At 46.3% G+C, this 21,597-nt stretch carries 16 protein-coding genes; 3 read left to right on the top strand and 13 right to left on the bottom strand.

Features of this window, described 5'->3' with window-relative positions; genetic code table 11:
- Positions 1–23 precede the first annotated feature (23 nt).
- The 6 genes from modA to moaA all read right to left on the bottom strand — a co-directional run bounded on the left by modA (position 24) and on the right by moaA (position 5,100).
- Complete coding sequence (gene modA / locus ACXHJ2_RS06100; protein WP_165082037.1) at positions 24–839, bottom strand: molybdate ABC transporter substrate-binding protein; 816 nt, start codon at positions 837–839, stop codon at positions 24–26.
- A gap of 74 nt (positions 840–913) precedes the next feature.
- Positions 914–1,993 carry a thiazole biosynthesis adenylyltransferase ThiF gene (locus ACXHJ2_RS06095; protein ID WP_446724839.1) on the bottom strand — a complete coding sequence of 360 codons (1,080 nt, stop codon included), beginning with the start codon at positions 1,991–1,993 and terminating at the stop codon, positions 914–916.
- An 89-nt stretch (positions 1,994–2,082) separates the two neighbouring features.
- A complete protein-coding gene (locus ACXHJ2_RS06090) occupies positions 2,083–2,787 on the bottom strand; it encodes a molybdenum cofactor biosynthesis protein (protein ID WP_165082035.1) in 705 nt (234 codons plus the stop codon).
- Between the two features lie 62 nt (positions 2,788–2,849).
- Positions 2,850–3,098, bottom strand: coding sequence for a molybdopterin converting factor subunit 1 (moaD, locus tag ACXHJ2_RS06085; protein ID WP_025675143.1), 249 nt, complete (start codon positions 3,096–3,098; stop codon positions 2,850–2,852).
- A 135-nt stretch (positions 3,099–3,233) separates the two neighbouring features.
- Positions 3,234–4,046 carry a formate dehydrogenase accessory sulfurtransferase FdhD gene (gene fdhD / locus ACXHJ2_RS06080; protein WP_013372251.1) on the bottom strand — a complete coding sequence of 271 codons (813 nt, stop codon included), beginning with the start codon at positions 4,044–4,046 and terminating at the stop codon, positions 3,234–3,236.
- A 40-nt stretch (positions 4,047–4,086) separates the two neighbouring features.
- Positions 4,087–5,100, bottom strand: coding sequence for a GTP 3',8-cyclase MoaA (gene moaA, locus ACXHJ2_RS06075; RefSeq protein WP_016324579.1), 1,014 nt, complete (start codon positions 5,098–5,100; stop codon positions 4,087–4,089).
- Positions 5,101–5,717: 617 nt separating this feature from the next.
- Between moaA and fdhF the strand changes: the two genes are divergently transcribed.
- Both fdhF and ACXHJ2_RS06065 read left to right on the top strand, forming a co-directional pair.
- Positions 5,718–8,660: a formate dehydrogenase subunit alpha gene (gene fdhF / locus ACXHJ2_RS06070; protein WP_165082033.1), complete on the top strand. Its 2,943-nt coding sequence runs from the start codon at positions 5,718–5,720 to the stop codon at positions 8,658–8,660.
- 12 nt (positions 8,661–8,672) lie between these two features.
- Entirely contained in the window at positions 8,673–9,155 is a 483-nt protein-coding gene (locus ACXHJ2_RS06065) for a helical membrane plugin domain-containing protein (protein WP_165082031.1), read from the top strand.
- An 82-nt stretch (positions 9,156–9,237) separates the two neighbouring features.
- Here ACXHJ2_RS06065 and ACXHJ2_RS06060 read toward each other — a convergent pair whose 3' ends face one another.
- The 6 genes from ACXHJ2_RS06060 to ACXHJ2_RS06035 all read right to left on the bottom strand — a co-directional run bounded on the left by ACXHJ2_RS06060 (position 9,238) and on the right by ACXHJ2_RS06035 (position 17,267).
- Positions 9,238–9,591 (bottom strand): hypothetical protein, encoded by a 354-nt coding sequence (locus ACXHJ2_RS06060; protein WP_013372255.1) that lies wholly within the window; start codon positions 9,589–9,591, stop codon positions 9,238–9,240.
- Between the two features lie 145 nt (positions 9,592–9,736).
- On the bottom strand, positions 9,737–10,738 hold the full coding sequence (gene kdgT / locus ACXHJ2_RS06055) for a 2-keto-3-deoxygluconate transporter (RefSeq protein WP_165082029.1): 1,002 nt from the start codon (positions 10,736–10,738) through the stop codon (positions 9,737–9,739).
- Between the two features lie 48 nt (positions 10,739–10,786).
- Entirely contained in the window at positions 10,787–11,794 is a 1,008-nt protein-coding gene (locus ACXHJ2_RS06050; RefSeq protein WP_025675910.1) for a tripartite tricarboxylate transporter substrate binding protein, read from the bottom strand.
- Between the two features lie 129 nt (positions 11,795–11,923).
- Positions 11,924–14,365, bottom strand: a complete 2,442-nt coding sequence (locus ACXHJ2_RS06045) for an AraC family transcriptional regulator (protein WP_165082027.1) — start codon at positions 14,363–14,365, stop codon at positions 11,924–11,926.
- Between the two features lie 205 nt (positions 14,366–14,570).
- A complete protein-coding gene (locus ACXHJ2_RS06040) occupies positions 14,571–16,235 on the bottom strand; it encodes a methyl-accepting chemotaxis protein (protein WP_165082025.1) in 1,665 nt (554 codons plus the stop codon).
- Between the two features lie 27 nt (positions 16,236–16,262).
- Positions 16,263–17,267, bottom strand: a complete 1,005-nt coding sequence (locus ACXHJ2_RS06035) for a BMP family lipoprotein (protein WP_165082023.1) — start codon at positions 17,265–17,267, stop codon at positions 16,263–16,265.
- Positions 17,268–17,563: 296 nt separating this feature from the next.
- On the opposite strand from ACXHJ2_RS06035, the gene ACXHJ2_RS06030 reads away from it, so the two are divergent.
- Positions 17,564–20,740 (top strand): bifunctional cytochrome P450/NADPH--P450 reductase, encoded by a 3,177-nt coding sequence (locus ACXHJ2_RS06030; RefSeq protein WP_165082021.1) that lies wholly within the window; start codon positions 17,564–17,566, stop codon positions 20,738–20,740.
- Between the two features lie 89 nt (positions 20,741–20,829).
- On the opposite strand, the gene ACXHJ2_RS06025 is transcribed toward ACXHJ2_RS06030, so the two are convergent.
- On the bottom strand, positions 20,830–21,426 hold the full coding sequence (locus tag ACXHJ2_RS06025; RefSeq protein WP_165082019.1) for a restriction endonuclease: 597 nt from the start codon (positions 21,424–21,426) through the stop codon (positions 20,830–20,832).
- Positions 21,427–21,597 lie beyond the last annotated feature (171 nt).

Here is a 21,597-nt window from a genome sequence, read left to right as displayed (position 1 = left end):
ACCCCCTCCTTTATCTGTGAATTCTATTTCTTTTCTGTTGGAGCTGAAAATCCATCTTTACTGAATACGCTCATGGCTTCATCTGTACGCAGAAAATCGACGAACTCGCCTGCTTCTTTGCTGTGTTTGGTTGCTTTTACAATACCTTCTGGATACAGGATAGGTGCATGCAATTCCTCAGGTACTTCTAGTGCTACGACTGTTTTATCGGATGATTTGGCATCCGTCAAATAAACGAGTCCAGCATCGGCATTGCCTGTTTCAACATAGTTTAATACCTGTCTTACGTCTTTGGCGAATACCATTTCCGGTTCCAGCTTGTCCCACAACCCGGCCTTTGTCAGCGATTCTTTGGAATATTGTCCGGCTGGAACGGTAGTAGGCTCCCCAACAGCAAGCTTTAGGAAAGAAGGATTTGTCAGATCATTGAGTGTAATACTTTTATTATCCGTGCTGTTCGCCTTATCTTGCGGAACAACCACAACCAGTTTATTTTGAAGCAGTACGCTATCTTTTTCCACTAATGAAGCATCGGTTAAAGCCTTCATTTGCTTCATGCCTGCCGATATAAATACGTCAGCGGGTGCACCCTGCTCAATTTGTTTTTGTAAAGTACCGGATGAAGCATAGTTAAAGGTAAGCTTGATATCTGGGTGCTGCTTTTCATATTGATCCTTGAGCGTATTCAGACTATCTTGAAGACTCGCAGCGGCAGATACAATCAACTCTGTTTTGGGTGCGGACGGTGTCGACTGTACAGCAGCCGGAGACGAACACCCAGCCAGAACCCATGCCAACAATCCAACAAACGTGAATATGTACCCGAATCTCTTTTTCAATTTGTTTTTCCCCTGTCCTCTAAATTCCGAAATGAGTTGACAATGCAATCTCATAACGGTCCAAATCTATTGGGTCAACCCAAATATTTGTGATAAATAGATCTTGCCTCGGCGATATCCTTGGTGCCATGGATCAGAACACGTCCATCCTGAAAAAGAACCAACCGATGCGCTCCAATGACAACGGATACTAGATATGGATTATGCTCCACTTTGCCCCCTTGGCGGGATAGCAGGCGTGCCGCTTCGTTCAGATCACGTACAGCACGCGTGACTGGTCGGATCTGAACCGTATCACGTCCGCACAGTACAGCCGTTTTAGCCTGATGCTCCGATTGTAGAAATGGATACACTGGATGCTCACCACATGTCGGACAATCTATTTTTTTCATGGCGCTGATCTGGATGGCCTGATGTTGATTACTCCATAGATCGAAGGAAATCAGCTTGCCTTGTAAGGCTGAATTGTCCCCAGTCAGCAGCTTCAATGCTTCGGCACTTTGGTAAGCTGCCACCATTTGTACAGCTGGACTAATGATACCGACCGTATCACAGGTGGCACCGCCGAGCGGTACAGTTCCGAGCAGACAATGCAGACAGGGTGTCTGTCCTGGAACGATCGTAAAGGTTGTCCCGTAGCTACCAACACACGCTCCATAAATCCAGGGGATTTGGTGCTTTACAGCGTAATCGTTCAAAAGCAGACGTGTATCGAAATTATCAGTGGCATCTACGATGAGGTCTACCCCTGCGGCAATATCGCCGATTTCCTCCAGTGATACATCTTGGACTAGCGCACGGATGTCCACGTCCGAATTGATTTGCTGCAATCGCCTCTGGGCGGCCACTGCCTTGGGTATCTGTTCATGGGCATCCGCTTCGTCGTAGAGCTGCTGGCGTTGCAGGTTGCTCCAGTCTACATAATCTCGGTCTACCAACGTCAACCGTCCGATGCCCGCTCGCACCAGCATGTCCGCGTTCGCAGTTCCCAGTGCTCCAGCACCTACCATTAATACATGCTTGCTGCGGATATTTTTTTGTCCTGTCGGCCCGATTTTTCCGAATAATTCCTGCCTTGAATATCGGGCGTGAGACGCCTGCGTGTGTGCTTTTGCATCAGCATCTGTTATTGGGTCCTTTTTCATTTCAGACATGTTAATTTACGCCCCCATACTTCTTATCCATTAATTGCTGCAAGTTGATCAGACAAGATAAAAGCCCAGATGTCCCGCCTAACTCGAAGTTATGGGGTGTTATGAGGATTCCAGCCACCTAGCTGGTGCCCCTTCCACTCCGAGCCGTCCTCCCACACTTCCTTTTTCCAAATCGGTACGATTTGCTTCAAGCGTTCAATGGCATGGCGACTGGCCTCGTAGCAAGCATCACGGTGCGCAGCAGAAACAGCAATCACGACACTGGTCTCTCCAATCCTTACCGTACCAAGCCGATGTGTAATAGCAGTGCGCGTTGACGGCCAACGATCTGCAATTTCGTCACCTATCTGCTTCATCGTGTTCATGGCCATCGGCACATATGCTTCATATTCAAGCAGCACCGTTCGCTGACCTTGTGTAAATTCCCGAGTCGTACCATTAAAGGTCAATGAAGCCCCATGTGAAGGGTCGTGTACCTTGGAGGTTACCTCATCAGCATCAATCGGATCGTAGGTAATAGCGTATAAGCCACATTTTGAAACGACTGTCTCCATTCCGGGTGCTGACTGATGAAGAGCAATTGCGTCTGATGGAAGCACAAGTTCATCTGGAGAAGCCAACTTCTTATGATGGGTAAAAAAAGAACTAGACAGTTGTGAAGCTATCTCCGGGTACAGCTCATTCAGCCTTGTTCGAATGTCTGCAATGGTCACCGTTTCCTGTGAAAGTTCCACAGTGATCACGTCACCAAATTGTTCCGCCATACCTGCGAATAATTGAATATGATATTGCATTATGCATCTGACCCCCTTTAATACACCCTATCTATCGAATTCACCTAGTCTGTTATTGAAACTCATCCTCCTGAAACCGGAGGAATAATCGCAATCTCATCATGTATACTAACCAGATCCTCAGGAGCGGCGTAGGCTTGATTTCTGGCAACAAAAGCCCCCTGCAACTGGGCCGCTGCTTCAGGGAAATATTTGGACAGCAAGTCTTTTAATTCGTTGACGGTCATCGTTTCCTGATCAGCAGACACCGTGATCATAGGCTTTCCCATCAGTTCTGCAAGTCCGGCAAATACTTGAATATGATAGTTCATTAAGTAGGTTCCCCCCTTTCAGTACAAGGACTGACCATCGCATATACACCAAGAAAAACCAACATGAACTAATACCTCGAAAGGTTTTATTCCATGCTGGTTAACGATGATGGTCTACATTGATTATTTTTTATATTATATTTTAGATTCTACCAGTTCATCAATCCGCTCCGTGTGCGTGTACACGTTCAAAGAACGACTTCGTATAAAACCGACGGTAGTAATCCCGAGATCCTCTGCCAATTCAAGTGCAAGCTCTGTGGGAGCTGACTTGGACAAAACAACCTCACAACCAATTTTTGCAACCTTCAACAAAATTTCAGACGAGATGCGCCCACTGAATACGATGATTTTATCTTGTAATATAATATCATGCTTTAGGCAGTACCCATAGATTTTATCGAGCGCATTGTGTCGGCCGATATCCATTCTGGACAGGATTATTCCGTCTTTATCACACAGCGCAGCATTGTGAACGCCACCAGTCTCCTGAAACGTATGTGCCGAGGTTTGCATCAAATTCATCAGCCGAAAACAGTCATCAAAAGATACCGTAACATGGGCATCATTCATTCTTTTTGCCACTTTGGCATCATTTATAAAGTAAAATCCCTGTCTACTTTTTCCGCAGCAGGAGGTAATGTATCGTTTGGAATGAAAGTTTTGATAAAACTCATTCATCCGACGGGTTTTAATATGAACAAATCCTTCTTTTTCCTGAACCCAAATATCTTCGATATCATCATACCGTTGAATGACGCCTTCAGAGGCCAAAAAGCCTACTGCCATATCCTCTACATACTCTGGTGTACAAACCATGGTGGCAAATTCCTGCTGATTGATTTTAATGGTCACCGGATACTCCGTCACCACTGTGTCTTCAAAACGCTTGATCTGACCGTCCCGGTAACGTAGGATCTCGCGTTTTACCTCAGCCGGCTTTTCCATGTGCTCAACTCCCTTGTTTCTGACAGGCTGGCTCTTTGGTTCACCCGCCGATATGTGACATTTCAATTTTGGACGATGCTTGCTTTGTATGAGTCAACCGTTCCTCTGAATAGCGGTCGGTACGTCCTCTCCATACACGCTCAATGTAAGATCTAATCTCATCATCGGATTGCTCGGACCGCAGCATCGTGCGAAGCTTGTACCCTTTAGACGCAAACAGGCATGTGTACAAGGAGCCCTCAGCAGAAATTCTCGCCCGTGTACATGTGGAGCAGAAAGCGTCCGTAACGGATGAAATAATGCCAATTTCCCCGTCTCTGTCCAGATACCTATAGCGCGTCGCTACCTCACCTTTGTATTGGGGTGGAACAGGTTCTAACGGCATGTGCTCGTGGATCGTTTCAATGATCTGCTGCTTGGAAACAACCTGATCCAATTTCCAGCCATTGGTGTTGCCTACATCCATAAATTCAACAAAGCGCAAAATATGCTTTTTCTTTTGAAAATAGTCGGCCATGGGCACGATATCCTGATCGTTAAAGCCCTTTTGTACGACCATATTTATTTTCACCTGCATTCCCGCTTGAGCTGCAGCCTCAATACCTTCCAGCACCGCCTTTACACTGCTTCTCCCCCCGTTCATTCGGCGGAATCGATCATCATCAAGCGAATCCAGACTAACTGTCACTCTCTTCAGCCCCGCCTCTCGCAGTGACGCTGCATACTTAGGCAAAAAGACACCGTTCGTCGTCATAGCAATATCTTCAACCCCATCGAGTTGAGTTAACGAATGAATGAGCGAGGACAGATCTTTTCTCAGCAACGGCTCACCACCAGTAATGCGCAGCTTTGTAACACCCAGCGAGACAAAGATACGAGAAAGGCGGGTAATTTCCGCAAAGGTCAATATTTTTTCTTTTGGCAAAAACGGATAGTCATGGCCAAATATTTCTTCAGGCATACAATATCGGCACCGAAAATTACATCGGTCTATGACGGATATTCTCAAGTCCCGTAACGGACGATTCCATTGATCGTCGCTGCGGTTCGCCATCCCGTTCACCTCAATCCGTCTTCATTAATAAACCTCTTTAAACTCTAAACTGAACCAAAAAACCGGCATCACAACAACTTCTTCGCTTATGAATACCGAAGAATCTGCTAAATGCCGGTTAATTTATCTACATCAGGATTTTACGAATCCTCACATCATGTGATATAGAAAAATCAAACTAACAAGCGCTGCGCCAAATAAAATATACGCGATTCTCACGTACACTCCATTCACGAATGCTCTCAAATAGATACATTCCTATTGTTAGCAATCCTGGAACGTTTGTCAATGATTTTTCGCGTTCTCAATTGATAATCATTATCGATTAAAAATTTTAATAAATCACCTTTTAATAAATCACCGTTGAACTATCTTAAATTTTACGCTATAGTTACACCAGATGACATGCAGAAAATGACATATTCAATTTATTGATATACAGATGGCGCGTACTGTCTGGTATTAATACATACTCCTATGGCGGATTGGCCTCCAGGACCTAGAGCTTGGTCACTACTCCACCATAAACACAAGTGCTTAAACACGAGCACTTGTGTTTATGGTGGAGTTTTTTTGTTCCCAATTTTAAAATTCAAAATCTGAAAGGAGCCTGAACCGTGACGGATAGTACGATCAAAATTACATTAAACGGACAGGAACTGAAAACGAATAGCAATGCAACCATTCTTGAAGTAATCAACGAAAACAATATTGCCCATCCCCAACTGTGTTACGTTCCCGAAGTGGATCCGATCCGCACCTGTGACACATGTATCGTGGAAGTAGACGGAAAGCTTGTGCGCTCCTGTTCAACACTTGCTACGAATGGAATGAATATTCATCTACATTCAGATCGCGCAAAAGCAGCTCAAACCGAGGCTATGGATCGTTTGCTGGAAAATCACCTCCTCTACTGCACAGTGTGCGATAACAACAACGGTAATTGTACCTTGCATAACACTGCAGAGCTTATGGAAATTGAGCATCAAAAATATCCGTATCGACCAAAAGTTGATCCCACAGAAGTGGATATGTCCCACCCTTTTTACCGCTATGATCCCAATCAATGTATTGCATGCGGCCAATGTGTAGAGGTATGTCAGAACCTTCAGGTCAATGAAACATTGTCCCTTGACTGGGAAGCTGAACGTCCTCGCGTGATCTGGGACGATGGGGTTGCAATTAACGATTCCTCCTGTGTCAGCTGCGGTCAGTGTGTAACGGTCTGCCCATGCAACGCCTTGATGGAAAAATCCATGCTGGGAGAAGCTGGATTCATGAGCGGCATAAATAAAGATTTGTTAAATCCCATGGTGGACTTAATTAAGGAAGTGGAACCGGGCTACAGCGGGATTTTTGCGATTTCGGAAGCTGAAGCAGCGATGCGTGAAACCCGTACGAAAAAAACAAAAACCGTCTGTACGTTTTGTGGTGTAGGTTGTAGCTTTGAGGTTTGGACCAAAGACCGCAAAATTTTGAAGGTACAGCCCACCTCTAAGGGGCCTGTTAACGGCATCTCGACCTGCGTCAAGGGGAAATTCGGTTGGGATTTTGTTAATAGCGATCAGCGTTTGACCTCGCCATTAATTCGTCAAGGAGACGAATTCGTGGAGGCAACCTGGGAAGAAGCCTTGAGCCTGATGGCCAGTAAAATGGGAGCGATCAAAGAAACCTACGGCGGCGAAGCACTCGGCTTTATTTCCTCGTCCAAATTTACCAATGAAGAAAATTATCTGATGCAAAAGCTGGCTCGTCAGGTCTTCCAAACGAATAACGTTGATAACTGCTCACGGTATTGCCAATCTCCTGCATCATGGGGGCTACAATACACCGGAGGCATCGGCGGAGACAGCGGTACGATTAAAGACATTGCCTCAGCAGGTTTGGTCATACTGGTCGGCTGTGCGCCGGGAGAAGGACATCCTGTGCTGGCTACCCGTATCAAACGTGCGCATAAGCTGCATGGTCAAAAGCTGATCTCGGTGGACCTGCGCAAACATGAAATGGCAGAACGCGCAGATCTGTTCATGCGTCCGAAGCAAGGTACGGATTATGTATGGTTATCCGCTGTAGCCAAATACATCATTGAGCAAAACTGGCATGATGCTAAATTCATTGAGGAACATGTAAATTTCTATCCTGAATATTTGAAATTACTGGAGAACTTCACCTTGGAATTCGCCGAACAGGAAACTGGCATTTCCAAAGAGACGCTGATTCAGGTAGCAACCATGATTCACGAAGCGGATGGCACGGCCATTTGCTGGGGTATGGGCGTGACACAAAACATCGCAGGCTCCTACACTTCGATTGCAATTGCCAACCTGCTGCTGGTGACTGGCAACTTTATGCGTCCGGGTGCAGGCGCATATCCGCTTCGTGGTCATAACAATGTGCAGGGCGCTGCCGATATGGGTACGATGCCAGATATTTTCCCTGGCTATCAGCCCGTAACGAATGATGCCATTCGTTCCAAGTTCGAAGCGGCCTACGGCGTACAAATTCCAAGCCAACGCGGACTGGATAACATTCAAATGCTGGAAGCCATTGAGACGGGTAAGCTCAAAGGTATGTATATCGCTGGAGAAGAAATGGCATGGGTGGATGCGGACTCCAACCATACCCAAGAAATGCTGGCGAATTTGGATTTCCTTGTCGTTCAGGATGTATTTCTGAGCAAGACAGCTGAATTCGCTGATGTCATTTTGCCAGCCGTACCTTCACTCGAAAAGGACGGAACCTTCACGAACACCGAACGTCGTGTACAGCGTTTATACGAGGCGCTCCGCCCTGTAGGAGACAGCAAACCGGATTGGTGGATTTTCAGCCAATTTGCCAAGCACATGGGATTTGATTGGAATTACAGTCATCCGAGTGAAATTTTTGAGGAAATGGCGGCGCTCACTCCATTTTTCTCCCAATGTAATTATGACGTATTGGAAGGCTGGAACAGCTTCCATTGGGGATCGCCGGAGGGTAGCAACACACCGCTTCTGCACACCAACGGCTTTAACTTTCCAGATAAAAAAGCACGCTTGGGACTTTTCGAATATATACCACCAAAAGAGTATCCTGCTGAATTCGATCTGACCTTAAATAATGGTCGACTGCTCGAACAATTTCATGAAGGAAATATGACGACAAAGTCAACAGGCCTTCAGCTCAAACTTCCAAGAGTATTTGTGGAAGTGTCCCCTGAGTTGGCTGAGGAGCGTGGAGTTACAGACGGATCGCTGGTTCGGCTGGAATCTCCCTATGGTGCGGTCAAGCTACGTGTTCTGGTGACGGACCGGGTACAGGGAACTGAAATTTATGTGCCAATGCACTGTACCAGCCATGAGGGTGCTGTCAATCTATTAACTGGTGGAGCATTTGATATCATCACCCGTACACCAGCCTATAAACAAACCAAAGTACGGATGCAAATTTTGGAGATCGATGGTCAAAATCCACTGCCTCATATCAATCCACGTTATAAAAAGCGGCATCCGCAAAATGGGGTTGAAGTGAACCGTAAGTGGAATCGTCCCGGTTACGTCGATTTGGTAGATCAAAAATAAGGAGGTCAAACCATGGCTAAGCCTATTTCAATTGTGAGAAAACGTATTTTGACAGCAGAAGAACGGCAAAAACAATCCCTGGATCAACTGACTGCCGATCTTGCGGACAATGGGGCGGCATTGCAGAAGACACTTGAGATTGTACGGGAGCTGCATGACAGCGGTCTTCTCGAAGCAGCCCAGTCTATGCTAAAAGCCAAAGAAGCCATCGCCAAAATCGCTGTAGGACAAGCGACGCGCAAGCCTGTGACGAACATGATCAATAATCTGATGGGTGCAGCAGGGATGCTGTCTGAGGTAGACCCCGAGCTGATGAAAAAACTGGCAAGCAGCGTCACTACGGGCCTGAATGAAGCCGAAGAGCATCTAAAGCAGAATAAAAAGACGCGGCTGCGTGATCTTATGAAGGCCATGAATGACCCGGATGTAAACCGGGCAATGGGGTTCGGTATTCATTTTCTCAAAGGCATGGGAAAAGGTTTGTCTGATCAATAGCTTAATAGATGAATAGTTGGAAGACTACTAACCACATTCAATAAAAAGAGCTGGCTCCGTAAACGGGGACAGCTCTTTTTATTTACTTTTTATCCACTTGCAACAACGTCACCGTTTTATGAGAAACGGCATCTTTTATTTGCTCGTCTGCGATGACCTTAAGCTTTAGCAAGCTGGCAATTTTTGAAGAATCCGGTTTTGAAAACAAGCGCCATAGTTGAGGATCGGGCAATGCATCATACAATTTCGCATGATCGTATTCCTTGCGGTGCTGCTGTACAATCCTGACTCTGTAGTTGCCAATTTCCCAATCGGATACTTCCTGCTCTGCACAATGAGCGGTAATGTCATTACGCAAATCAGCCAGTTCGCCTTCAATTTCTTTTTGCTTTTGCTTTAACTGGTAATAGCGACGCACCTTGTTTTCCAATTCCATCACGCTCCTCTGCTTACATATGTATGTTGGCAGAAGCGTTTTAGGACAAGTTTTATCATGTCAGGATATAAGGTGTAACTGCAACTGACACAACATTTCCCGGGTAATGGTAACGTCGATGAATTGAGCCCTCATTATTCAAACTTTATTTAGGTACATTCGCCCCTGGAGTTACAGGTCCCGCTCCTTTGGACTCCCCCTTGCGCTTCATATAATTGGCCCAGTATGCCGTCAGAATTGGCACCAAAATAGAGGTCACTATGACCGAAGCGGCTACTAATGCTGTTGCAGATTGTGCAACAGGCAAAAATTCAGGTTTGATATTGGCAACAATGACTGGATTGGCTACCGCTGCACCTGCTGTGCTGGAGGCTGCAATTCCTGCCGTACCATTGCCACCACCAATATATTTGTCCGCCAGAATCAGCGGAATACCTGTAATGATAATGACAAAAATGCCCAACAAAATACCTAGTACGCCTGTCTGAACAATAACACTCAGGTCAATAGAACACCCCAGTGCAAAACCAAAAAATGGAATCAGAGCCTGTGTCGCGTTTCCAAAATATTTACGGAAATCATGATCCAGATTGCCCAACATAAAGCCGACCAAAAATGGTAATACGGCACCGACAAATGTTTGCGGTTCAAAAACGGCCAGTCCGGTACTACCTAGAATAAGCATGGTCACCAACGGGCCCGATTCCAGTGACATCAGCACAAATGCTCCTGCCTCTTCCTTGGAGCCATACTGCTGCATAATGGAGGCATAGAGCCCGCCGTTCGTCATATCCATAGCCGAGATCAGCGCCAGCACCGACAAACCTGCAAATAGCCCACTTTCTACGCCGCCAACAGGCAGCAATCTGGACGCTATGATCGCCACGATCCAGGCGACTGCGATTTTAGTCAATACGAGCGTTCCTGATTTACGCAAAACAGTGCCTGTCGCTCGCACATCTATGGAAGCACCCATACAAAAAAACCACACTGCCAAAATGGGCACCGTACCGGTCATCAATCCCTTGGTAAAAGATCCAAAATAGTCGCCTGCCCATGGAGTAAACGTATGAAAAAGTGCGCCAATAAACAGCGGCACCAGCATAATGCCCCCAGGAATTTTATCGATATTTTGTTTGATTTTCATAACTTCATTCAACCCTTTCGTTTTTGCCAATGCAAAAACAAGGCCGTTTTACTTGCGACTTAAGCCGAGTTCAGGAATTAATTTGGCGAAAGTATCATGACTATCCTTCAGTTGACGTGCGAATGCCTCTGCATCCTGGACACGCAACCCTAACCCATGCTTCCGCATTTCCTCCCTGAATTCCTCATCTTTCGTCCCCTTGATCAGTGCATCCGCTAACGTTTGAGCCACCTCATTCGGTGTATCCTTGGGTACAGCCAGCCCTCTCCAAGTGCCGATAAAATGGACACGTAGCCCAGTCGCCTGCTGAAGTGTCGGCACTTTTGGAAACGCTTCCGAAACAGTGTCTGCTTGGATCGCCAGTATGCGAAGCTTCCCATCGTCCACGTATTTCTTTACTTCTGCGGGGCTGACGGGTACAGCATCCACGAATCCACTCATTAAAGCAGAAACTGCTGGGCCTGCTCCCTCATAAGGAATATGGGTAAAGCGGACTCCGCTTTTCTGCTCCAGCATCGCGGCAGCGAGGTGCCAGATGCTTCCTGTGCCTGCATTACCCATTTTCAGCTTGCCTGGATGGACCCTAGCATCCTCCAGAAATGCCTCCGCTGTCTTCCAAGGCGCATCCGCCCGAACCGTAATGGCAGAAGGGTCCATATTGGTTTGAAGCAGCGGCTTAAAACGCTCGTAAGTGATTGGTAGCAGTCCCAAATGTGGTAATGTAGTCAGTTCAGCGACCAGATACGTTACGGTATAACCGTCCGCCTGCGCCTCAGCTCCCTCCATCAGCCCGACAGAACCGCCACCGCCTGTTCGATTAACGACGATGATCGGCTGCCCGAGATGCTTTTCGGCGGCTTTAGCCAACGCTCTTGCGGTAATATCTGTACCGCCCCCCGCCGCATATGGAACGACAAGCGTTACTGGCTTCGCAGGAAATATACGACTGTGATCCTGCAGGGTACGGTGATCCACATATTCACTGATACTCAAGGCAGAAAGCATAGCCACTCCTGCCGCAACCAGCACATATTTTTGCCATGGCTTTTTCTTCATTACGCTTCCTCTTCTCCAAAAATGAACTGGGCCCATCTTGCACCCGTTGTCACCTCCAACCTTTACGGACATATTGTTCACGCTTACATGAAGTCAATGTACCGCACCGTGGAGGTCCACATCTATCGCCTAATCCTCGTATTTATCTTCGATTTCACCAAAGCGCCGATCTTTTGACCGATCTGCATATTCATTAGAAGATTTGTTGATTTGTCTGAATTTCCCTGGGGTCACTTGTTTATACTTGCGGAATACACGAATAAAGCTGTTCTCATTTCGGTATCCGACCTGTTCTGCAATTTCACCAATTTTCAAATGTGTTTCACATAGCAATATGCATGCCTTTTTTACACGTAATCCAGTCAAATAATCGTAAACGGTAGTCCCCGTTTCCTCCTTGAACATACTGCTCACCGAGGACACGCTCATGTGAACATGATCCGCAATTTCCTGAAGCCCGATGTTCAAATGCAGATAGTTTTCCATATAGTCGATCATCTCTTGTACGCGTACAAAATCTTTGGACTGTTGGCGTCCATGCCATTTTTCTTCAATATCAGTCAACATAATGGCCAGCAAAAGCTCAATGTCTTGAAGGTCTAGTGTCAGAATCTGATTCCAATGATAATCAGCGAGCTGATCTGGCGGTGTCACACTCTGAGTGGCACACCATTTTAGCAAATCTTCCAGCAGTTCATGAACAAATAGGTAGACCTGGTTTGGAGATGTCCTATAGTGTCGAAGTTCTTCTACCCATTGGCTGACTAGCTTTGCACTTGCACCAGGCTCCTGTGACTCCACAGCACGAATCAGATCCACACGCCGATGGTCCAGTAATCTTGCATCCTGAGCCTGATCCTGTGATTGCACATCCACTGTGCAATCCCATTTCACATTTATGTTGCTGCTCATATTCATATGTGAACGTCCATACCCCTCGTACAAACGTAAATTAAGCGCCTCTTTTCCTTGTATAAAAGACGCCCGTACCTCTTGAATATCTATGACCTTATGGCCGATCCCTACCGAAACAGTCATGGGAAGATACTCCCCAACAACCTGAATTAGCCTGTCAACGCTCTTACGAAGCCATGTTCTCTCTTTGGCTACTCCCTCTGCTCCAACTTCATATACACTCTCCCTGAGCTGCAGCAGGACAACCAGACCATTCTCCTCCTCCGGCGCACTGACTGCTTTCCACTGAGGCTCAAGCATCTCCAGCAAAATATTGTTCAGCGCATATTTGAGCAGCATTTTGTCCTCTTCTGGAAAGCTTGCGGTCCACATAGAATACCGATCAATCGACACGACCATAACAACCAAAGAATTACGGTCCCAATCGGAAAAATACTGTTCCCATTTCGTACGCATTTCCTGTATACCCATTCTACGCTGGATGACATCTTCTATATATTTGGATCGCAGCTCCGGCAAGCTTCGCTCTACCACCAAAGATTTGCGGTGAAATTCTCCAACCAACTTGCTAATCACGGGTTCCAAATCATACAATCCTCCCTGGCGTGTTCCCTTATTGCCTGAATTCAGGAGACTATTAATTTTTTTCATGGGGCGAAAAGCGGCATAACTGTAATAGTAAACCGCTGAGCACCCAGCCAGGATAGAGATCAAGGCCAGCCACAGCATCATATTGCGCGCCAGCTTGACATTTTTCAGCAGCTTGTCCATCGGCACGAGTGATACTAGACGCCAGCCTGTGACATCAGAGAAGGTCTGGTTCGCCATATATTCCATATCCCCGATTTCTACATAAGCGTAAGGATTCACATCCAGCTCTTTCAAAACCCTGCCCATCTCATTTAAGGGTAAGGACGATCTCAGCTTGGGATAGATCAGCTCACCCTCCAGATCATAGACGTATTGCGAGTTGGATAAATGAATATACAATTTGGAGAAAAAACGGTCGTAATCCAAATTGATTAACACTGCACCGATGACCTGTCCATTCTCTACTATAGGCCTAGCCAGCGAGAGTAGTTCTATCGTGCCATGCTGTTGATCCGTGCCATACCATCTTCGCTTAATCAGTAGCGGCTTTTTGTGAATGTTCTGAATCCAGGGAACCCAGGTTGTATCCGGTGCCTGGTTCCAATCGGGCAAATAACCATAATTGCTGGAGATGAGAGCATGATTCTCCAAAGAAATGACTTCAACCGAATAAATTTCTTCGCTCGAAGAAAGGGTTTTCAAATATTTCTGAAGCCGATCTATAACGGAAGCTTTGTTGGATACCGACTTTCCGTCCGTATGAATACGTATAAAAGACTCTACATCCGGATGATAAGCCGCATCCAGCGCCTTGTTATCCGACTCACGGAAAGCCCGATTGGTCACATCCAGATTGATTTGCAACAATTCTATATTAGGTGTGTTCAGCTCGGTATCCAAACCTTCACGGTATCTTGAATACGATAGCAAGCCGATCACGCTGATCACGAGCGACACGCACAGCGTGAGCAGCAGGATCAGTCTTGTCTGCTTATTTTTCAGTATCAATCGAAGCTTAAGTCGCAACATTCCTGTAACTTCATCCTTCCGGACTACGTTGTCCATCTTCCTCTTACTCTATATTAGATGACATATTACCTCTACATCTATTTGACGCATGAAGTGGAATTTCCTGCCTTTACAAACCAAACTTAACAGAAGTCACATCATTAAAAATAAAAAGAAGAAGTCTCCCTATACAAGGTAGAACTTCTTCTTACGTGCTGCCTGCCTTCATTGGTCAGCAGCATAGGTATTCGTATTACAGTGTTTAGCTCGTCTTTTCCACCTGAAAACGATTCAGTTCCCGCTGCATCTCCTCGCGAATCTGGCGAAGCTCCTTTACCTTCTCAGCCGATTCCTCGAAGGAACGCTTCTGCTCCACCGTGGAAGCCGTAATCTCTTCACTGCCTGCGGCGGACTGCTGAGTGATTGCGCTAATATTCTCAATAGCTTGCTGCACCTGTACACTCAGTTCTCGCGATACATTCATGTCTATGGATAACTTGCTGACTTGGCCGGCAATTTGCTGCACTTTGCCACTAATCTCTCTAAAAGATTCTCCGGTAGAGGAGGTTGCCTTCTCCTGCTCGCGGAACAGCTCCTGACTTTGCTCCACAGAAGCCTTCACCTTATCCATAGCCTGCGTGATCCCCTCAACAGCGGTATAAATTTTCTTTACAGCAGATTCAGATTGACTCGCCAGCTTTTTCACTTCATTGGCAACAACAGCAAAGCCTTTTCCCGCTTCACCCGCACGTGCAGCCTCAATCGACGCATTCAAGGATAAGAGCGACGTCTGGCTGGCAATTTCAGATACATAACCGGTCATAGTTGTGATCTCGGCTGCATTAGACTCCAGCTCTCTGACTGTTTGCTCCACTTCGGACATTGCTGAACGATTCTCCGCAACGATTCGCATTTGATCACTCATGACACGCGCACCCTGCTCAATGACACGCAAAGCATCCTCACTATACGCGGTGGATTGCGTGGTCTCCAGCAGATTAGATTCAAACTTCTGCTGCATATCATCCACCACGCCAACCGTCGATGACAGGTCCTCAGCAATTTTCTGACTGCCTATCGCAAGTTCCTCTGTTGATGTGCTGACTTGTGTCACAATTTCCTTCATGGCCTCATTGTGCTGATCAATATTCCGAGCCATCAGATCGACACGATTCCCCGCCTGATCAATGGAGAGTACAATGCTGCGCAAGTTCCCGATCATAACACGGAAAGATTCATTGAGCTCGTCTAGCTCATCTGCGCCCTTTGTTTGAGGAAGTTGAACGGTTAAATTTCCCTCGGCAATTTGCTTCGCTGCATCCGTTAACTTGCGGGTTCTAAGGGCAAGTTGCCTGGAGGTATATGTATTATATAGCCCGACCGCCACCAGAAGTAGAACTGCGCCTGTCAAGGCTAATTGCCAAGTAAAACGAATACTCTTGGTCAACTCTTCTGTGTATTGGTCGTAACGCGCCTTGGTCAGTAGATCCAGCATAAATACATCGTTCTGAATCCCCTGGGCACGCATGGCCTCTCGTTTGGATTCTGGGCTGTTCTGAGCACTCATCGCTTTTTCCGTTGCTGCTTTCAATTGGCTGAATTTTGTTTTAATCGTATCCAGTCGCTTTTGCTGTGCTTCGGTCTGCATCATGCCCTGTGAAAGCAAAGTAATCGTTTTTTCAGACTGAGTTAGCTGATTTTGCACATCGGCTTTGTTGCTCTCCGTCATGGAAGTAGAATAATTTTGCAGCGCCTGCCCCGACTGAATCAAATAGGCATTAAGTTGCTGTACATTCAACATAGCTGGAACAAGATTACTGCTTTGAGCGTTAATACGTAACAATTCAAAAATAATATAAGCTACTAAAGCCAGGCAAGCGATCAGGGAAATCATCGCGTTAAGCACCAGTTTACCTTGCAGTTTCATCAGCATTCATCCTCCGTTTGCGAAAATTTATTGGGTGGGTACAGTAAGTGTGCCGGATTTGATTTTTTCCATTAAATTATCCATCACCTTTTGCTGATCCGGATTCAGTGTCACGACACGAATAGGCGCCAAACCTATACCTTCTTCCGCAAGTCCAAACACCATATCCTTCTCCGTAAATTTTCTTTGATGATCTGCAAAGCCTTTGACTACTGTATAAATTGCAGTGTCTACATTTTTAATCATTGAGGTCACTACCGCTTTTTCCGCAATAAAAAACTGGTCGCTATCGACCCCGATGGCGAATTTATGCTGCTTCTGCGCTTCCTGTAATGCACCTACACCGGTTAGCCCTGCTGCTGCAAAAATGACATCAATCTGATTCTGGTTGATCATGTCATCTGCAATTTTCGTACCCAGCTCCGGCTTGCCAAAATCTCCTGCATACGTTGTCGTAACTTTCGCATTAGGTTTGACTGATTGCACCCCTGCACGATACCCAATTTCAAACTTTTTCAGCAGAGGAGATTCCGCACCTCCAAGAAAACCCACCTGTTCCGTACGACTCGTCAAACCGGCAACAACTCCGGCCATAAAACTGCCCTCTTCTGCTTTGAACGTAATGGAGGCCACATTCGGCAATTCCGATGTTTCATCCACGATTAAAAATTTACGGTCTGGATTCTTTTTGGCAACGGCCTCCAAACTGTCCTTCACCATATAACCCAACCCAATGATTAAATCTGCTTTTTCTTGAACAAGCTGATTAAAAGCAGCATCATACGTCTTGGTCTCAGTTATTTCCCGGTATTCAAAAACAATCTTCCCCTCATCCCGTGCCTTGACCAAACCTCGAAAAGCCGCGTCACTGTAAGATTGGTCACCCAGACCAATATCTGACAGCACGATTCCCACCTTAATGGGTTCGGCCTTGGTTTGTACGTCTGATTGCCCACATGCACTTAGCAATAATGCAAAGATCGTAACAATGGGAATCCACCTAAAAGTTAATAATAGAGCTCTTTTCTTCATGACATATCACCTCAACATAAAATGCAAATCCCCAACATCTTTATATCGGTTATAAAAGCATATTTTTTCATAAGAGTTTCTGTAAATTCATTGTTAATAGAAGTGTGATAAGTGTGATGTCTTTATTTATTATGTAAAAAATGTATATTTTGCATTGTTTTTATTATACGAACTGTCTAAATTCATTTATTTCCGTTTATCTCGAAAGATTAAAGTGTAATTTCCATTGAAAAACTTAGGTATTTTGAAACTGAAACCATCACTCTATGTTGAAACTGAAAGGAGCTACATTTAGAATGACTTCAACAAATTCAATTCCGCAGCCTAAAACATATGGTCCCTTAGGAAATCTGCCCTTGATCGATACACATGCCCCTGTCCAGTCTCTGGTTAAGCTTGCTAATGAGCACGGTCCCATCTTTCGCATGGATCTGCCTGAAGGAACGAACATTTATATTTCCGGTCATAAGCTGGTCGCAGATGCTTGTGATGAATCCCGTTTCGACAAACAGGTGTGGGCTCCTTTACAAAAAGTACGAGCTTTTGCCGGAGACGGACTATTCACAAGCTGGACTGAGGAACCGAACTGGCGCAAGGCCCACCAAATATTGCTACCAAGCTTCAGTCAGCGGGCTATGAAGGGTTACCACAATATGATGCTTGATCTTGCTGTTCAGCTGGTACAGAAATGGTCTCGGCTCAATCCAGATGAAAGTGTAGAGGTACCGGAAGATATGACCCGGCTGACTTTGGATACCATCGGATTATGCGGCTTTAATTATCGCTTTAACAGCTTTTACCGTGACCAGCCCCATCCGTTCGTGACCAGTATGACACGCGCACTGGATGAAGCAATGGGTCAGTTGCAGCGCCTCAATTTGCAAAACAAGCTGATGTTATCGAAGAAAAAACAGTTTAAACACGACATCGAAACGATGTTCTCTCTAGTGGACAGCATTATTCAAGAACGCAAAACCCTGGGCAACCAAGGTGAAGAGGATTTACTGGCACGTATGCTGGAAGGCAAGGACCCGGAAACAGGTGAAACGCTGGATGATGAAAATATCCGTTATCAGATCATCACCTTTCTCATCGCCGGTCATGAAACGACCAGTGGGCTTTTATCCTTTGCCATTTACTATTTGCTTAAAAATCCACGAACGCTAACTAAAGCCTATGAAGAAGTAGATCGCGTGCTGACCGATTCGCTGCCTTCCTATACTCAGGTGCGTGAGCTCAAGTACATAAGGATGATACTGAATGAAGCTCTGCGACTATGGCCGACAGCGCCCGCCTTCTCTCTCTTTGCCAAAGAAGATACACTGCTCGACGGAACCTATCCGCTTAAAAAAGGCGACAGTGTCAATGTACTCATCCCGAAACTGCACCGTGATACTGAGGCTTGGGGTGAAGATGTTGAGGAATTTAGACCGGAACGCTTTGAGGACCCATCCGTCATCCCACAAGATGCTTATAAGCCGTTTGGCAACGGTCAACGTGCTTGTATTGGACAACAGTTTGCCTTACAGGAGGCCACCCTTGTGCTGGGTATGGTACTGAAACATTTTGAGCTGATTGATCATACTCATTATGAGTTGAAAGTCAAAGAGACGCTCACACTCAAGCCTGAAGGCTTCACCATTCAAGTACGTCCGCGCAGCACACAGACTACCATCATGCTGCCAGGTGCCGCTCAAGAACTTCATGAAAAGGAGGAACAAAAAGTTGCAGCCCCCCATGCCGAAAAGCATGATACTTCTTTGTTGTCTTTATACGGCTCGAATCTAGGTACAGCTGAGGGACTTGCAGGTGAACTAGCCGATTTAGGTCGGAATTGGGGTTTCAACAGCAGCATAGCAACTCTGAATGATCATGTGGACCATTTGCCTAAAGAAGGCGTGGTACTTATTACGACCGCATCTTATAACGGGCATCCGCCGGATAATGCTGATGCCTTCGTAGAATGGTTGAAGGAGGTAGATGAGGGACAATTGGCAGGCATAAGGTACGCTGTCTTTGGTTGCGGTGACCGGAATTGGGCCAGCACGTATCAGCGCATTCCAAGGATGATCGATGAACTGCTGGCTGCCAAAGGGGCAAAACGACTGTATGATCGCGGCGAGGGCGACGCTAGTGGTGACTTCGAGAAGGATTGGGAAGCCTGGAACCACGGCTTATGGCCGGAATTGCTGAATGCTTTCGGGATAGAGCACAGTGATACAGAACCACAGGACACCAGCAGTCTGAGCATAGAGTTTGTAAGCGACGTACTTAGCGCTCCTCTGGCGGCCAACTATGAGGCAGCTACTGCCATTGTTACCGTGAATCGTGAATTGCACGCTGCTGAAAGTGAACGCAGTACACGGCATCTGGAGATCCAATTACCAACCGGATTGTCCTACCGCGAGGGTGATCATCTGGGTGTTTTGCCGCGTAATCCTGCTTTGCTGGTGAATAGGGTAATGCAACGCTTTAAGTTACAGGATCAAAACTACATCGTATTGAGAGGCAGTGACCGGGATGCGGCACATCTCCCCTTAGATCGGCCTGTCAGTGTAGGAGATTTGCTCACTCTCAGTGTGGAACTGCAAGAATCGGCAACCAGAGCCCAGCTACGGCAACTGGCATCCTTTACAGTGTGTCCCCCTCACAAGAAAGAAATCGAAGCTTTGCTAGAGGATACCACCTTTGATCAAGAGATACGAAAGAAGCGTGTCACGATGCTAGATATTCTGGAGAAGTATCCAGCCTGTGAGCTGCCATTTGAAAACTTCATCTCGCTGTTACCACCACTCAAGCCTAGATACTACTCCATCTCCAGTTCTCCGCTTGAATCGGAGAATTCGGCGAGTATAACTGTGAGCGTTGTGCGTGGACCAGCCCGTAGTGGAAAGGGCGAATACCTTGGTATTGCCTCCAATTATTTGGCACAGCTCCAGCCAGGTGATCCGGTTGTCATTTTTGTGCGAAAGCCTCAGTCTGGCTTCCGTTTGCCAGAAGACCCGACCGTGCCTGTCATCATGGTCGGTCCGGGTACTGGTGTTGCCCCATTCCGCGGATTTCTCCAAACACGCCATGTGCTTAAGGAGAGAGGAGAACAGCTCGGCGAGGCTCATTTATACTATGGCTGCCGTGATCCAAAGCTCGATTATCTATACAAGCAAGAGTTGCAAGCCTGGGAGCAGGAAGGAATCGTTACGGTTCATACAGCCTTTTCACGTCTGCCTGGTCAACCTAAAAGGTATGTACAACACGTCATGAACGAAGATGCAGACACTCTGATTCACTTGCTTGATGAAGGAGCGCATCTGTATGTATGCGGTGATGGTAGCCGGATGGCCCCCGACGTTGAAGACACGCTCTGTGCGGCCTACGCGGATGTACACCATACAAGTAAAGAAGAAGCGCAGCAATGGTTGGATCATCTCCAACAGGAAAAACGCTATGCCAAGGATGTCTGGACAGGCATCTGATGATAACGGTATATAAAGATCCATCATGTAAAAAATAAAAGGGGCTGACTACCAGGCATCGATCTCGTTGGCTAGTAGTTCAGTCCCTTTTATGATTTGCTCTTGCTCCACCATTTGGAGGCAACCACGTCGGTTTTACTTTCTATACGTTCCATGACCTCGTCACGACGTTTGGCTTTGAACAGGTCAATCATATCCACCAAATCATTGCGGTCCAATAATTTAACCCCGTTGACCGCAGCAAGTATTTTACAGGATTCCGTGTAACGTCCGGAGGTGATGACAACAGACTTATCGGCCGCATAATAACGCATGGAAGTGTAAATTTCCTGTACAGCCCCCAAGCCGACTGGATGTTGTACAGCATAACGCTTGGCCTGAATTACGACTCTGGCGCCTTCTCGGTCTGTAAATACCAGATCTGCTCCAAAATCCCGGCTGCTGGTTGTTTTATAAATGTCCTTATAGCCAAGTGCGGATAATAGCCGCTGCAAATAAAGCTCAAATTCCGAGCCGTCTTCCATACGATCTATATCCTGAATTCCAATTTTACGCGGGTCCAGATCACGTAAAATCCGATTCCGACGACCACGTATCATCCCCCTGATGGTGAGCACAAGCAGTAATAGTAATACAATAAGTCCTATTCCTAATTCCTTATATGCCGATAATTGCTCCAGCAGCATTCCTCTTCCCCTTTTCTACAGCAGGTATGCAAGCGGTATATTCCTTAGTAGGCTTACCGTTACCACCTATCACACTGACACAGTTTTACACAAAGCAACCCCGCCGAATTCGACGGGGCTGCCTTTATTTTATCTCAAAGTTGCCAACTTACTTGGTTTGTGCGGCCGATT

This window comes from Paenibacillus sp. ALE3, assembly GCF_054113405.1.
The sequence above is the reverse complement of the archived record's forward strand: the minus strand, read 5'-3'. Positions and strand labels throughout refer to the sequence as shown.